The following is a 14,817-nucleotide window of genomic DNA, read 5'->3' as shown; positions in this document are numbered from 1 at the left end:
TCATCTTTAAATCTTCAAGACAAAAGTACTTCAGCAATTCTAATTACTATTTCCCACAAGTTTTTAAGATCTGAGCTGAAGCGGTTTAAACGGGCATAGCAAACTCATCTAGATTTAACAGCATCTCACCATAATCGGGAATCCAACCTAGCCATTGACTTTCAGAGACTTGGCAAAGCAGCCAAGCTTCATCAAAGCTAAAAGCTGTGGGCGGATGAAGTAGCTTAACCCAAGTAGAAGACTCTATTTTGCTAGGAACAACATCGGAGCAAGGACTGAGGTTTTCCCAAACAGATGCGGGAATATGTGCCGTACGAGTGTCAAGTTGTAGTTTCATAATCTCCTATGAAGTGAAGAGTTTATCCTGGTATGCAAATCTTGCTTATAACGTTTGGGCTGCAAGGGAGAAAACCTATAACTTTGCAGTCAAACTATTTGCAAATCAACAATATAAACTTGATTATGTATTTTATGCTACAGAAAAAATGAGGCGGTGTGGAGTCTTGTTTTGGAACTTTACAAATTTTAGAACGTTACAATGCTGCCTGTGAGTAATAGTGCTGCCTGTGGGGGGATAGATACCTGTGCGATCGCTCCCTCTCCTGACGTATTCTCGTAAAGCAAGATATCGCCAAAGGTGCAACTCGTTCTATGCCAAAACTTCAAGCGGTTCAGATTGACGAAGATACCATCATTTATATAGAGGCTGAAGATGATATAGAGGTGCCAGTGGCGATCGAGGAGCCAGAAGAAGTGCAGCGAGGGGGTGGCAAAGGCTGGGAGTCTAGCGGTAGCGTGATGCAAATGGCGCGTAGCTTTGAGCAAATTCAAAACACCATCAAGGTTTACACCAAGTACACGCTCAATGCCTTCAAGGATGCGGCACTGGCAGATGTGCAAAAGGTGACGCTGGAGTTTGGTGTCAATGTCGGCGGCGAAACCGGAATGCCCTACATCGCCAAAGGCACCGTTGCCTGTAATGTCAAAATTACTGTAGAGTGTGCCTTCCCGCAACGGCGACCCGTAGAAGGAACAGCGCGTATGCCCCAGCCCGGAATACCGCCTGGAATGCCGCCCCGTCCAGCCAATCCATCATCTGGCGGATGAGAAGTGAGTTAACCTGCGATTTGCTGTTAGAGTCTATGGAATTTTAGATTTTGAGATTCTAGATATAAACCTGCGATCGCTTAAGGACACCTGCATGAACTCGCTAGATCTGGCATTTGCACCCGCGTTGGAACAGGCGCGGCTGATTCGCAGCAAAGAAATTTCTCCATTGGAATTGACACAGCTTTATCTCGATCGGATTCAGCAGCTTGATCCGCAGTTGGGAAGCTTTTATACGGTCATTGCTGACGAGGCGTTAGCAGATGCCAGAGCTAAGACTGAAGCCGCCCCACCAGATCTACCACCCTTCTGGGGAGTGCCTATTTCCATCAAAGACTTAAATGCAGTGGCAGGGGTTCGCTGCACCTACGGCAACAAGGCAATGCTGGATCACAAATCTAGCTACGACGATGGCATGGTGACTCGGATTAAAGGCGCAGGTTTCGTGATCTTGGGCAAATCGGCAACTTCTGAGATGGGTTCTTTGCCCTACACCGAGGTGGAAGCCTTTCCACCCGCCCGCAACCCCTGGAATTTAGACTACACGCCAGGTGGATCGAGCGGCGGCGCGGCAGCTTCAGTGGCAGCAGGTTTTTCAGCGATCGCCCAAGGCTCAGATGGCGGTGGCTCGATCCGAGGGCCAGCTTTTTGCTGTGGATTGGTGGGCATCAAGCCCGCTAGGGGGCGAGTCTCCTATGCTCCGATCGGCGATGCCCTGAGTGGGCTAGGAGCCTTTGGCACGCTGGCGCACACGGTGGCAGATGCCGCTGCATTGCTCGATGTGATGTCGGGCTACATCACGGGCGATCCTTACTGGCTGCCCGATCCTGAGCCGACTTTTGTGCAGGTTGCTTTAACGGCGGCTCAGGGCATGAAGCCGCTCCGAATTGCCTACAGCACGGCGATCGCTCCGGTTGGAGAAGCGGATTCACTTTGCGCTCAAGCTGTTTTAGACACTGCTCAGCTCTTGGAAAGCCTGGGACACCAGGTAGAGCCTGGATTCCCAGAGGGCACTGCCAACATGGTTGAACCCTTCAAGCTACTCTGGAGAACGGGCATTAGCGCCTGTGGACTGCCGCCTGAAGCCATGCAGCCGCTCAATCGCTGGCTCTACGAACAGGGAGGCTCTAACGGCGACTATCAAAAGGCAGTCTGGACATTGCAAAGAATTAGCCGTCAAATTGTGGCATTTTTCGATCGCTATGACGTGCTGCTTGTGCCGACCTATCTGCATCCACAAATTCGCGTCGGGGAATGGGCAAACCTTGACCCAGCAGAGATCCTAGCAAAGGTCGTCCGCTGGGTTGCCCCCTGTCCGTTGGCTAACACCACAGGACAGCCCGCGATCGCTCTGCCCACAGGCACCTTTACCCCTGAAGGTCTGCCGCTGGGGATTCAAATCGTCGGTCGTCCGGCCGATGAGGCGACCCTAATTGCCCTAGCAGCTCAAATAGAGGCAGCAAGACCCTGGGCACAGCACCGCCCAAAGTTTGCAACGCAATAACATTCCAGCCATTGCCAACAGCAGGGCAATCACGCGGCAGGCATAGCCCCACTCATTGTCATATATAGCGCTACGCGCTTAGATCCAATGAGTTATTTTTTGAGAGCCGCGCGGAGCGCGGCTCTCAAAAAATAACTCGTCCTAACTCAATTATGTAGGGCTATAGCAACCGCCAAGGCGGTTAGGACGGGGACGTTTAGGGTGGGGCGCTTCGCCCCACCCTAAACGTCCTAAGCAAGCTGGCGATCGCCTTGAAGAAGTTGGAGTTTAGCTCAATTCCAGCCAGTGCGTCGAAAATACTCGATCGCGCATCCGTTCGGAAATCCATCGACACAACCTCTTCATCGGTGTAGCCCATCAAGAGCTTCTCCGATCGCCCCTCAACCCTGAGCTTTTTTGCGATCGGGTTCTAGCACTTCGCGGCTATAAACCTGGAGAGCAATGCTCCAAATTTGGTAGCCTTCGGAACTGAGGTGCAAGCCGTCTGTCGTCAGGTTGGGCTTAAGATTGCCTTGGGCATCAGCAAACAGAGATTCCAAGTCCAGGTAGTATACGCCTTCCTGTCGGGCGATCGCCTCTAGCTCTCGGTTAAGCGCTTGGATACGGCTTGCCGGAATTGCCAAGAGGCGATCGCGCCCTTCCCACTTCACGCGATCGCCCCCGTGGGGCAAGATAGACTGAACGACAATTTGCGACTTTGAGTGATTATTTTTCATGTCCCGGACAATCTTTTCCTGATTATCCAGCAGCGTTTTATCGTCAACGCCTCTAATCAAGTCATTAATGCCGATCATCAGAAAAATTGTTTCTGGCGCGGTCTGATCAAATAGACTGAGGCGTTTCAACAGTCCAGCAGAAGTTTCACCCGAAATGCCTTGATTCAGCCACGATCGCTCCGTCGGCAGCAGGTCTTGCGGAAACCAAAGACTGATGGAATCTCCCGCCAAGACCGTCAATCGAGCGGGTTTCTGAGTCGCCACGATTTTTGCCTCCTGCCGCAATTGATCAACCCACTGTTGGTAAGTCAACTGATGACGTTCGCCCAAAGCTGGAGATGGAGCAGATTCTACAGACTGAGAGGTGCTCAAAGCGATCGGAGACGGTTGTGGGGATGATTGCGGTAAAGACGATCGCCCCAGTGACAGTAACAGCGCTACTGCCAATAGCCCATTGCCCGCCAGCGATAGAAATACCCAGCGCGGCAAAAGCTGCATTTGCAGAGCCACAGGAGAAAACTTGAAGAAGTTCGTCGCCGAGCGGAGACGGCGATCGCCATTTCGCTTAGCAGAACGGCGGTTGCGCACAACATCAAGATCCATCAGGTATGTCCACCAACGTTCGACATCGCCAATCATAACGTAAACGACCCCACCGCTAGGCAGATGGGACTTTCAGCAACCCCAGAGATCACTTAAAGAGCAAGCCCTACCACGAGGAGTGTTTACAAACGCCCCATTGATGGCAATATTTTTACCCTTTCAAAATAAATCAACAACACACCTAGAGCATCCCCCCAATCTTTGGGTATGCAGACCTCGTAATTCGGGCAGGGCAACTCATTAGGGTCTTGTGTTTGCCTGGGAACCCGATCGCGCTTCAGCAATTTCTTGATTCAGCACCTCTAGCGCCTTGGCATACTGAATATCGTCAGCTGTACCTAGGCGATTGTTTGCGCCAAACAAGTCTTTGCGCTGGTCATCCGTTAGGTCAATTACCACGTCAGGTCTAATACCAGAACGGTTGATATCCCGACCGCTGGGGGTGAGATACTTTGCCACCGTCACTGCCAGACCAGAGCCGTCTCCCAGACCCCGCACCGATTGCACCAATCCTTTACCGAAGGTTTGGCTTCCCACCAACGTGCCGCGCTTGTCGTCTTGCAGCGCTCCCGACAAAATCTCGCTGGCGCTTGCCGAGCCGCCATCTACCAACACCACTAAGGGCTTGGTAGTTAGTGCAGTGCCGTTAGCGCTCTCTTTTTCTGAAACTCCCTGGCGATCGACGGTCGAAACAATGCCACCCTCGTTAATCCACATCCGCGCAATGTCAATACCGGAGTAAAGCAAGCCACCTGGATTGGAGCGCAGGTCAAGAGTGTAGCCCACAACCCCTTTTGACTCTAAATCTTTAATTGCCGATCGCATTTCGTCTGGGGCATTAGCGCTGAATTGAGTCAGGCGAATGTAGCCGATCTTGCTGCCAGAACTATCCTGCACGGAGTATTTCACAGGGTGAATCTCAATGCGCGCCCGATCCAGGGTGTAGTCAATTTCCTGAGTGCCACGTCGGATAGTGAGCTTTACTTGAGTACCCACTTCGCCCCGAATCAGACTCACAGCATCGTTGCTATCCATACCCTGCGTGCTTTTACCATCAATTTTGGTGATGACATCTCGTGCCATGATTCCGGCTCGGAAGGCAGGCGTATCCTCAATGGGCGATACCACAATCAGCTCTTTGGTCTCCTCATCCTGAGAAAGCTGAATACCTACTCCAGTCAATTCTCCTGAGGTATCAATCTGCATATCGCGGAATTGCTCAGGATCCATGAAGCGCGTGTAGGGATCGTCAAGCTTCTTCAGCATTTCCCGAATCGCATCATAGCCTTCCTTAGGCGTGCTGTAGGATCTGCCTAAATATTCCTGCCGCACGGCTCGCCAATCAGTCTGATTAAAGGTGGGATCAACATAGGTGCGATCGATCAGCTGCCAAACCTCATCAATCAACTCTTTCGGGTTTCCCTGAAAGAAGGCTTGACCTTGAGACAGGTGCAACCCCGCTCCGGTAACAGTCACTGCGGCGACAGCGACGGCAGTTGCACCTAAAACAAGTCCACGCTTTGTAATGACCATAGTTTGATCCAGATGAGGATTGAGCAGAAGAGGATTAGCGGTAACGAAGGTACGCCCAATCTAGCATAGACGGAAGAAAACCGGGCTGAAGTTTGTGATTTGAAAGAGGTGCTGCGTACCCCTTTCAAATCACAAAGAGCTTTGGTCTATGATTTGAACTACGGCTCACTCACCTGTGGCTCAATCCACTGCCCGTCGCCTTTAATCAGGTTAATTAATTCCTCTACGCCTTGCTCTTCAGGAACGCGCTTGATCTCTTCTCGACCGCGATAGAGAGAAATGTAGCCCGCCTGTTTACCCACATAGCCATAATCGGCATCTGCCATTTCGCCGGGGCCATTAACGATGCAGCCCATAACGGCAATGTTCAGCCCAGTCAGATGGCTGGTGGCTTCGCGGACTTTGTGCAGCACTTCTTCCAGGTTAAACAGCGTCCGACCGCAGGAGGGACAAGCCACATACTCCACCATCGTCCGACGTAGCCCCAAAGCCTGCAAAATGCCATAACAAACCGGAATTTCTTTCTCCGGCGCTTCCGTTAGCGAAACGCGGATGGTGTCACCGATACCTTCCGCCAGCAGGGTGCCAATCCCTGCCGTAGACTTAATCCGCCCATATTCGCCATCTCCGGCTTCAGTCACGCCCAAGTGCAGCGGGTAGTCCATGCCCAAGGCATCCATCCGGGCGACCATCAGGCGGTTTGCCGCGATCATCACGGGCACTTTGGATGCCTTCAACGAAATTTCGATATTGTAAAAATTCAGGTCTTCGCAGATGCGAATGAACTCCAGCGCCGACTCCACCATGCCTTCGGGCGTATCGCCGTAGGTAAACAGCATCCGCTCGGCAAGGGAGCCGTGATTCACTCCAATCCGAATGGATTTGTTCTGATCTCGCAGGGAAATTACCAGCGGCTCCAGGGTTTCCCGGATTTTCTCACCAATTTCCTGAAACTCTGCCGGAGTATATTCGGTGCGATTGGCGCTGGGCTTCTCAAACACATAAAGACCCGGATTGATCCGCACGTTGTCCACGTAGTTTGCTACTTCCAGGGCAATTTTCAAGCCGTTGTGATGCACATCTGCCACCAGGGGCACAGGTTGATAGGAGGCGTAAAGGCGATCGCGAATCTCTTCCATAGCCTTTGCGTGAGCCATGCTGGGCACGGTAACACGGACAATTTCGCAGCCAATTTCATGCAGCCGCCGAATCGCTGCCACGGAACCATCGATATCCAGAGTGTCTTCGTTGATCATCGACTGCACGGCAACCGGATGACCACCCCCGATCGTTATACTGCCGACCGGAACCGGGCGGGTTTTGCGACGACGAAGGGTGCCGTCTGTGGGCAAGTTGAACGCCGAAGGTTGAGCACTAGCTAGATTGGGAAGAGTTTGCATATCCCGTTTGTTGAGTGATTCAGTGAATTTGGACTGTGAGTTTGGACTAAGTTCAGCCTAGGCTATACCTCTAGCATAGTTGGGGAAGTCGCTGAAATTCTGTTTTTAGCCGCGCTTGATCCAAATGGCTCGGATACCCAGATTTTTAGCCCCTTCGTAATCTTCTTTGAAGCTGTCGCCAATGTGCCACGCTTTTTCTGAAGGGCAGCCGTGTTTTGCGAGTGCTTTTTGGAAAATTTTAGGGTGAGGTTTAGCGGCTCCAACTTCAGTCGAGATAGTAACTGAGGTGAAAAACTCGGAGAGTTGCAGAGCAGACAGGACATCATGAAGGCGCGTGTCAAAGTTGGACAACACGCCTAGGGGAATGCCTTGACTCTGCCAATGTTTTAGCGCTGGAAGAACGTCAGGATAGATCTCCCAAGGCTGGGCGGTGGCAAAATGGGCATAGAGCGCCGCAAAGAATTCTGAGAAATTGGCAAAGCGATCGCTCACCCCTGCTCTCTCAAAGGTTCGGTGCGCCAACTGCTCCCACCATTCATATTCTTTTTGGGGAATCTCGGCTGGCGTTGCGCCAGGAAACGCCATAGGAGCTTCAGCAGTTTTGAAGCTGTGGTAAAAGGCTTTGTCCAGCAGCGCCGCCTCTACTTCGACTCCAAACTTTTGCGCCACTTGCCGATAGGTTTCCCCCACGCTACCTTTCACGCCGAACAAGGTGCCGACAGCATCCAGAAAAATCACCTGGGGGCGATCGCCTCCCTCAAATTCGATATTCCTCACGCAGAATTAGCTCTCCTCCAACTTTGCCCGCAGCTGCTCCAGCTCATCGTCGATCGCCGATCGCTTTGCCGGATTTGAGGGTGAGGCGGTGAGACTGGGAGCATCTCCGGCAATCAGCTTGGCTTTGAGGGCTGCCAGCTCATCATCGACATTGCCGCCGCTTTCTAACACCTTGAACTGCTTCTCGATCGCATCTCCACTGCTCAATTCAGCGATCGCCTCGGACTGAGCCTCTAGTTGCAGGACTCTCTCCTCCATGCGATCGAAAGCTGCCATAGCGTTGTTGGTGCCGACGCGATCGAGCATTTCGTTGAGCTGCTGCGAGGCTTTTGCCGAACGGGCACGAGCAATGTACATATCTTTCTTGGTTCTGGCTTCCGAGAGCTTGCTTTCTAGCGTCACCATATTTTGCTTCAGCTTGCCGACTACAGTGCTTTGCTGCTCAATTTGTGACTTGAGGGCGTTGGCGGTGTCTTGGTAGGACTGGCGACGGGCAAGAGCTTCACGAGCCAGGGTTTCATCATTTTTTTGCAGAGCCAACTGCGCCCGTCGATACCATTCTTCGGCAGTCGCTTGAGACTGAGAGATCTGTCGCTCAGTGCGCTTCTGGGTGGCGATCGCCTGGGCAACGGCTTGCCGAACCTGGATCAAGTCGTTTTGCATATCTAGCACCGCCTGCTCCAGTATCTTCTCTGGATCTTCTGACTGGCTGACCATGCTGTTAAGATTGGCGCGAACGACCCGTCCAATTCGATCAAATAATCCCATACCCAAACTCCATTAGCCCATGAGGCAGGGCGATTGCTTCATGGTACCGCACCTTATAGAAGGAAGGTTTGAGACAGCTCCTCCAAACTCCATTTCTAAAGAAGTTCAGCGGTTTCTATGCCAGACCCTACAAGTTGCGTCAGGATAGAGAGACAGTAGCGTAGCGATAGAAACCTGGACATGATTGAGCATGATGTCGTAATTGTGGGCGGTGGCTTGGCAGGAACACGCGCGGCAGTCGAGATCGCTAGAACTGACCCTAGCTTGAGCATTGCCGTGGTGGCAAAAACCCACCCCATCCGATCGCACTCTGTGGCAGCTCAAGGCGGCATGGCAGCCACGTTAAAGAACATCGATCCAGAAGATACTTGGCAAGCCCACGCCTTTGATACGGTGAAAGGCTCTGACTACCTAGCCGATCAGGATGCCGTCGAAATTCTCACCCGCGAAGCCCCTGACGTGGTGATCGATCTAGAACATATGGGCGTACTGTTCTCCCGCTTGCCTGACGGACGTATTGCCCAGCGTGCCTTTGGCGGACATTCCCACAAACGCACCTGCTACGCTGCCGACAAAACCGGACACGCCATTCTGCATGAGTTGGTCAACAATCTGCGGCGCTACGGCGTACAGATCTATGACGAGTGGTATGTGATGCGGCTGATTTTGGAAGAAGATCAGGCAAAGGGGCTGGTGATGTATCGCATCCGCGATCGCCGTCTGGAAGTCGTCCGAGCCAAAGCCATCATGTTTGCCACGGGCGGCTACGGGCGGGTTTACAACACTACCTCCAACGACTATGCCTCTACCGGAGACGGGCTGGCGATGACGGCTGTTGCCGGACTGCCCCTAGAAGACATGGAATTTGTCCAGTTTCATCCCACGGGTCTGTATCCGGTGGGCGTCCTGATCTCGGAGGCCGTGCGGGGCGAAGGAGCCTATTTAATCAACAGTGAGGGCGATCGCTTTATGGCGACCTATGCCCCTAGCCGCATGGAGTTAGCTCCTAGAGACATTACCTCCCGCGCTATCACACTCGAAATTCGGGCGGGACGCGGTGTTCATAAAGACGGCAGTGCAGGTGGGCCTTTTGTCTACCTCGATCTGCGCCACATGGGTAAAGAGCAAATCATGAGCCGAGTCCCTTTCTGCTGGGAAGAAGCCCATCGGCTGGTGGGGATTGATGCCGTGACCGAGCCGATGCCTGTGCGTCCTACCGTTCATTACTCCATGGGCGGCATTCCCACCAATACAGATGGGCGAGTGCGTAGCGGCATTGGCGATGGGCTGGTGGAAAGCTTTTTTGCGGCTGGCGAGACTGCCTGTGTGTCGGTGCATGGTGCCAATCGGCTGGGCAGCAATTCGCTGTTGGAATGTGTGGTGTATGGCAAGCGTACCGGAGCAGCGATCGCCCAATATGTGCAAAACCGCAAGCTTCCTGATGTAGATGAGCAGCGTTACTTAACTCAGGCAGAACAGCAAATTCAGGAGCTGATTGACTTGCCGGGACAGTACCGTATCAACGAAGTTCGTCAAGCTTTCCAGGACTGCATGACTGACTACTGCGGCGTTTTCCGTAATGAGGCATTGATGCGGGAAGGGCTGGAAAAACTGCAAGGTATCCGCCAAAAAGCTCAGCGCATCTATCTTGACGAAAAAGGCGCAGTTTGGAACAGCGAACTCGTGGAGGCTTTGGAGCTGCAAAGTCTGCTGATCGTCGGAGAAATGATTCTCACAGGCGCACTCAATCGTCAGGAGAGCCGAGGGGCACATTGCCGGGAAGATTTTCCCGATCGCAATGATCCTGATTTTCTCAAGCACACGATGGCGTTTTACTCTCCAGCGGGTATCAATATCAACTATCGTCCTGTATCGCTGACGATGTTTGAGCCGCTAGAGCGCAAGTATTAGGAGCATGGGACATGGGTAGCAACCGCCAAGGCGGTTGGGATGGGGACATTTTTGGTGGGACGCTTCGCGCTCCACTAAAATGTCTTAAGCAAACTGGCGACCGCTATATTAGGAATCATGGGACATAGTAAATGGGCAAGTATTGAACGGCAGAAAGCCAAGAGCGATGGGGTTAAAGGCGCAACGTTTGCCAGAATATCGCGGGCAATTATTATGGCTGCTCGGAGCGGTGTACCTGACCCAGCAGGCAATTTTCAGCTGCGGACGGCGATCGAAAAAGCAAAAGCCGCAGGAATGCCCAACGAAAACATCGATCGGGCGATCGCCAAAGGCTCTGGCAAACTGAGCGGCGACGAGCTAGAAGCGATTCGCTACGAGGGCTATGGGGCGGGTGGCGTTGCCGTAATTGTGGAAGCCCTGACCGACAACCGCAACCGCACGGCGGCTGACCTCAGAGCTGCTTTCAACAAGCGGGGCGGCAACTTGGGCGAAATGGGCTGCGTCGGCTGGATGTTTGAACAAAAGGGTGTGGCGACGCTTCAGGGCAAGGCGTTAGGCAAGGGCACATTTGAGGCGATTGATGAAGAAGCCCTGCTAGAAGCCTCTCTAGAAGGCGGCGCAGAATCCTATGAGATAATTAACCTGGAGGGGGTGTCTGAAGATCAGGTGCCCGGAGCAGAAGTCTACACGGATACCAATACCTTAGAAGCTTTGGTGCAAACTCTAAAGGATAAAGGCTACAACGTCATTGAGGCTGAATTGCGATGGATTCCTCAAAACAGCGTTGAAGTCACCGATCCCGATCAGGCTCGATCGCTCCTTCAGCTGATGGATGCCTTGGAGGAACTGGACGATGTGCAAAGCGCTACGGCAAATTTTGAGATGAGTGAGGATTTGATGTTGGCAAGCATGGTGTAGCGCCCCACTCCTATTCTTTTTGTCCTGCTTGCCAGGTTGCACCAACGGCTGCACCAACGCCAGCAAATAGACCAATTCCCATGTTCTCTAGGCGAATAATCCAGGGATCTCGGACATTGCAACTCGCGCTGGAATTATCTGACTGCGTGCATTGATCGATAGCAGCCTGACTGGTTGCACCCCCAAAAACAATGCCGAGTACGCCACAGACGGCGATCGCAATCCAGAAGCGGTGAGAATTTTTGCTCATAGTATTTCTGCTCATGACGTTGAAGTGACGGCTCAGGTGAATTAGATCTACATAGTCGATTCTGCTCATTCCGACTTCATTCCACAGTGGTAATAATGCAGAATGTAGCTACGATTTCTTGACCCGCACGAGCAACCTCTACGTGTGATCATCAGCAAACCTCATGCAAATTGGGTTTGGTGGAGGCGCGCCTCCACCAAACCCAATCCCAAAACTCTAATCTGCGAGAGGTATGGCTATCGCCAGTTTGCTCAGGACATTGAGGGTGGGGCGCTTCGCGCCCCACCCTCAATGTCCTGAGCAAACCGCCTTGGCGGCTGCCATACGGTACGTGTAATGATCATAGGACTTACGCATTTTCGTTGTGTGTGGTGGGCTGCGCCCACCACACACAACGAAAATGCACTACAGCTAGAGGGCTTGCGTAAGTCCTATATCAGTAGACCTGAGAGGCAAAAATTGAACGCAAACACAGTAGTGCCGATATGGGATTACGTAATTGAGTTAGGATAAGTTATTTTTTGAGAACCGCGCGGCTCTCAAAAAATAACTCCTTGGATTCTAAGCGCGTAGTGCTATGTAAGGCGGTGCAAATATGAAGCGGTGCAGATATGAAAACGTTTGATTGGATCATAGTAGGTGGGGGTTTGGCAGGTTCGGCACTAAGCTACGAACTCGCAAAGGTAGGGTTTTCAGTTTTGCTGCTAGAAGACTCGCCAGTTCCTTCAAATGGAACGCGCTACAGCTATGGAGGTATTGCCTACTGGTCAGGCTCGACGGATCTGACCAAGCAGCTCTGCCAAGAAGGGATTGCCATTCATCACCATCTATCGTCTGAGCTAGGGGCAGACACGCAGTTTCGCGAGATGAATTTGTTGCTTATGATCGATGCCGATCGCGATCCTGAAGCGATTGTTCGCCAATATCAGCAGTTTCCCATCACACCTGCCTTGCTAACGCCTGATGCTGCCGTTGAGGCAGAACCGCTGCTCAATCCTGAGGCGATCGCGGCAGCTCTGCTACTGCCCCATGGGCATGTGTCGCCTGAAGCTACGGTAAAGGCTTACAATCAGGCTTTTTTACGCGCTGGAGGCACAATGCAAGTTGCCCCAGTCACAGGGTTGATACAGATGGGCGATCGGGTACAGGGAGTGACTACACCTACGCAGACTTATGAGGGAGCTAATGTGGCTATCTGTGCGGGTGGCTTGAGTCGATCGCTACTCAACAATGTCGGCATCTCGACTCGACTCTATTTCACCCAAGCTGAAATTATCGAAACCCTTCCTGTCGAGGTGCAGCTCCAGACCATTGTGATGCCTGCCGAACTAAAGCGATTTGAAATGGAGGCAACGGCTGGAAGCATAGAACATGACGCGCTCTGGGATCAGCCGGGTCACGAAGTGGTTGCCCCAGTTCTAGATATTGGAGCCATCCAATTTCAGGACGGCAGCCTGCGGATTGGGCAGGTCAGCCGCACGTTGACTGATCCCCAAGCTCAAGCCGATGCGGCAGCTAGCGAATGTGAACTACGGCAGACAGTAGGACATTTCTTGCCTGCCTTGAAACAGTTGCCAGGGCAATGGTCTAGCTGTTTAGTCTCTTTCAGCGGCGATCGCCTTCCGTTGGTAGGTCAGCTTGCAGCTGTTGAGGGTTTATACTTATTTTCTGGGTTTAGCAATCCTTTTGCAGTGTTGCCGCCTGTAGCACGGCGCTTTGCCCAATCTGCCATGGGTCAGCCGGATGAGCCAGACATTCTACTTGCTCAACTCTCGCCCAATCGCTTGATCCCGTGATTTTCCCATGATTTTCTCCGCTCCAGTATCTTGGCGATCGGATAGTTCCAGTTGATCTCCGCTAAGCTTAGAAGTATTGTCAAGTAATTAGTATTTAGGGAACCTACGAACCCATGAGCGCCGTATCCATGATTGTGGCTCCGCTAACCATCTTTCTGAATGCCTATCTTGTGCTGTTGCTGATTCGCATCTTGTTGAGCTGGTTCCCCAATATCAACTGGCTCAGCCCGCCATTCTCGATTCTCAGCCAGCTTACCGATCCTTATCTCAATCTTTTTCGATCGATCATTCCTCCTCTGGGCGGCATTGATTTTTCTCCCATGCTGGCGTTTCTTTTGCTCAATGTCATTATCAGTTTGCTGCCTCGTGTTGCTCCAGTTGTTTCTATGTATTAGCCTGCGGACATTTCTCGATAAGAAACTCCCATTTTTGAGAGGAGGGCGCGATGGAGCCGTTCCTTCTTCTCAGAAAATGGGTAAGTTTTTTCTCAGAAAATGTCTATCCACGACTCTCCTGAGCCTTTAGAAAGCCAGTCTCCGTTAAAGGGTGCTGGTTTTTTAATGCGGTTTTGCAGAATAGGTCAAGGGATCGCTGGAGGCAAGGGAGTCAAGAAGCGAAGTACGCTAGTATTCAAACAACACTTTTTGGGCTGCTCTCGCGTGGACTTTGAGATTATTGGCGATATCAGAGATATTGAAGTTATCGCCATAGGAACAGGAATTCGAGATCGGGCGCGATTGCAGAAGCAATATGGTCGAGCCAAATGGAGGAAGTTAAAGGGCGTAGCCCAAGTTCAGCTTCCCAACGGTATGATACGGGTAGCTGAGATTCATTGGTATGAGGCTCATGGAATTGGCAAGAAAGAGTTCAAACTCAAGCTACCGTTTTTAGATTAACTATGAAAACAGAGCAGATTCAAATAAATCAGTTTGCGGTATGTCTAAATAGTGAAGGCTACAAAGCTTCATTGGAAGTCGGCAAAATATACCGCATCATCAATGATAACGAAGCAGAAACCAATGGATTAATTCGAGTCATTGATGAGAGTGGGGAAGATTACGCTTTTTCTGCAAATCGATTCTACCCGATTAAGTTGCCAAAGCCTGTGGAAGAGGTATTGCTGGCAGCTTCTTAGGAGCGCTAAGTCAAAAAAAATTAATTTAACTTTAACTCAGCTGCTACAGCGATCGCTGTAGGTAAGGAATAAAAGGCGATCGCTCCTATACTCCTCTATTCCTCTACTCCTCCATGTCATCTAGATAAAGCCGGACAAAATCCTTTGCCGCTTCAGAGTTCAGCTTCTGAAGGGAATTTTTTATTGTAAACACTGCTTCTGCCGAGGGATCTCTCTCTTCGCTGACCCAACGGCTCACATTGGAGCGATCAATCCCCATCACGGCTGCAAGCTGATACTGACTAATACTGTAATGCTCTAATACTTGTCTAAGCGCTTTTCCTGCTCTTCCCATGCTCTCGATTGTGTCAGAGAGTCTGAACGGAGTAAACGATGTAGATTAGCATCTAGATGACAATT

Annotated in this window: 16 protein-coding genes and 1 pseudogene; 8 read left to right on the top strand and 9 right to left on the bottom strand. The window is 51.6% G+C overall.

Features of this window, described 5'->3' with window-relative positions; all coding sequences use genetic code 11:
- Positions 1-85: 85 nt before the first annotated feature.
- Positions 86-337: a hypothetical protein gene (locus AC5JMP_RS11640; protein WP_495851626.1), complete on the bottom strand. Its 252-nt coding sequence runs from the start codon at positions 335-337 to the stop codon at positions 86-88.
- Between the two features lie 314 nt (positions 338-651).
- Between AC5JMP_RS11640 and AC5JMP_RS11635 the strand changes: the two genes are divergently transcribed.
- Together AC5JMP_RS11635 and AC5JMP_RS11630 are read left to right on the top strand one after the other, a co-directional pair.
- Entirely contained in the window at positions 652-1,107 is a 456-nt protein-coding gene (locus tag AC5JMP_RS11635; RefSeq protein WP_495851625.1) for a CU044_2847 family protein, read from the top strand.
- 94 nt (positions 1,108-1,201) lie between these two features.
- Entirely contained in the window at positions 1,202-2,611 is a 1,410-nt protein-coding gene (locus AC5JMP_RS11630; protein WP_495851624.1) for an amidase, read from the top strand.
- A gap of 241 nt (positions 2,612-2,852) precedes the next feature.
- On the opposite strand, the pseudogene AC5JMP_RS11625 reads toward AC5JMP_RS11630, so the two are convergent.
- The 6 genes and pseudogenes from AC5JMP_RS11625 to AC5JMP_RS11600 form a co-directional block, all read right to left on the bottom strand.
- Positions 2,853-2,978, bottom strand: a pseudogene (locus AC5JMP_RS11625) (type I glyceraldehyde-3-phosphate dehydrogenase); the annotation flags it as partial.
- 13 nt (positions 2,979-2,991) lie between these two features.
- The gene (locus AC5JMP_RS11620; protein ID WP_495851623.1) at positions 2,992-3,930 is read right to left on the bottom strand and encodes an SGNH/GDSL hydrolase family protein; all 939 of its coding nucleotides are present in this window, start codon (positions 3,928-3,930) and stop codon (positions 2,992-2,994) included.
- A 240-nt stretch (positions 3,931-4,170) separates the two neighbouring features.
- Positions 4,171-5,463: a carboxyl-terminal processing protease CtpC gene (gene ctpC, locus AC5JMP_RS11615; protein WP_495851622.1), complete on the bottom strand. Its 1,293-nt coding sequence runs from the start codon at positions 5,461-5,463 to the stop codon at positions 4,171-4,173.
- 158 nt (positions 5,464-5,621) lie between these two features.
- The gene (gene ispG, locus AC5JMP_RS11610) at positions 5,622-6,863 is read right to left on the bottom strand and encodes a (E)-4-hydroxy-3-methylbut-2-enyl-diphosphate synthase (RefSeq protein WP_495851621.1); all 1,242 of its coding nucleotides are present in this window, start codon (positions 6,861-6,863) and stop codon (positions 5,622-5,624) included.
- A gap of 105 nt (positions 6,864-6,968) precedes the next feature.
- Positions 6,969-7,640 carry an HAD-IA family hydrolase gene (locus AC5JMP_RS11605; RefSeq protein WP_495851620.1) on the bottom strand — a complete coding sequence of 224 codons (672 nt, stop codon included), beginning with the start codon at positions 7,638-7,640 and terminating at the stop codon, positions 6,969-6,971.
- 6 nt (positions 7,641-7,646) lie between these two features.
- A complete protein-coding gene (locus tag AC5JMP_RS11600; protein WP_495851619.1) occupies positions 7,647-8,408 on the bottom strand; it encodes a PspA/IM30 family protein in 762 nt (253 codons plus the stop codon).
- 180 nt (positions 8,409-8,588) lie between these two features.
- Here AC5JMP_RS11600 and AC5JMP_RS11595 point away from each other — a divergent pair, with 180 nt between their 5' ends.
- Both AC5JMP_RS11595 and AC5JMP_RS11590 read left to right on the top strand, forming a co-directional pair.
- Positions 8,589-10,319, top strand: a complete 1,731-nt coding sequence (locus AC5JMP_RS11595; RefSeq protein ID WP_495851618.1) for a succinate dehydrogenase/fumarate reductase flavoprotein subunit — start codon at positions 8,589-8,591, stop codon at positions 10,317-10,319.
- Positions 10,320-10,433: 114 nt separating this feature from the next.
- Positions 10,434-11,237, top strand: coding sequence for a YebC/PmpR family DNA-binding transcriptional regulator (locus AC5JMP_RS11590; protein WP_495851728.1), 804 nt, complete (start codon positions 10,434-10,436; stop codon positions 11,235-11,237).
- A 10-nt stretch (positions 11,238-11,247) separates the two neighbouring features.
- On the opposite strand, the gene AC5JMP_RS11585 is transcribed toward AC5JMP_RS11590, so the two are convergent.
- A complete protein-coding gene (locus AC5JMP_RS11585; RefSeq protein ID WP_495851617.1) occupies positions 11,248-11,487 on the bottom strand; it encodes a hypothetical protein in 240 nt (79 codons plus the stop codon).
- Between the two features lie 611 nt (positions 11,488-12,098).
- Between AC5JMP_RS11585 and AC5JMP_RS11580 the strand changes: the two genes are divergently transcribed.
- From AC5JMP_RS11580 to AC5JMP_RS11565, 4 genes are all read left to right on the top strand, one after another.
- Positions 12,099-13,283 carry an NAD(P)/FAD-dependent oxidoreductase gene (locus AC5JMP_RS11580; RefSeq protein ID WP_495851616.1) on the top strand — a complete coding sequence of 395 codons (1,185 nt, stop codon included), beginning with the start codon at positions 12,099-12,101 and terminating at the stop codon, positions 13,281-13,283.
- A 113-nt stretch (positions 13,284-13,396) separates the two neighbouring features.
- Positions 13,397-13,678 (top strand): YggT family protein, encoded by a 282-nt coding sequence (locus AC5JMP_RS11575; protein WP_495851615.1) that lies wholly within the window; start codon positions 13,397-13,399, stop codon positions 13,676-13,678.
- Positions 13,679-13,942: 264 nt separating this feature from the next.
- Positions 13,943-14,179 (top strand): hypothetical protein, encoded by a 237-nt coding sequence (locus tag AC5JMP_RS11570; protein ID WP_495851727.1) that lies wholly within the window; start codon positions 13,943-13,945, stop codon positions 14,177-14,179.
- A gap of 2 nt (positions 14,180-14,181) precedes the next feature.
- Positions 14,182-14,418: a hypothetical protein gene (locus AC5JMP_RS11565; RefSeq protein ID WP_495851614.1), complete on the top strand. Its 237-nt coding sequence runs from the start codon at positions 14,182-14,184 to the stop codon at positions 14,416-14,418.
- A gap of 103 nt (positions 14,419-14,521) precedes the next feature.
- On the opposite strand, the gene AC5JMP_RS11560 is transcribed toward AC5JMP_RS11565, so the two are convergent.
- Positions 14,522-14,752: a helix-turn-helix domain-containing protein gene (locus AC5JMP_RS11560; RefSeq protein ID WP_495851613.1), complete on the bottom strand. Its 231-nt coding sequence runs from the start codon at positions 14,750-14,752 to the stop codon at positions 14,522-14,524.
- Between the last annotated feature and the right edge of the window lie 65 nt (positions 14,753-14,817).

Source organism: Drouetiella sp. (assembly GCF_059504425.1).
Note: the sequence above shows the minus strand (reverse complement) of the source record. Positions and strands in the feature narration are given on the sequence as shown.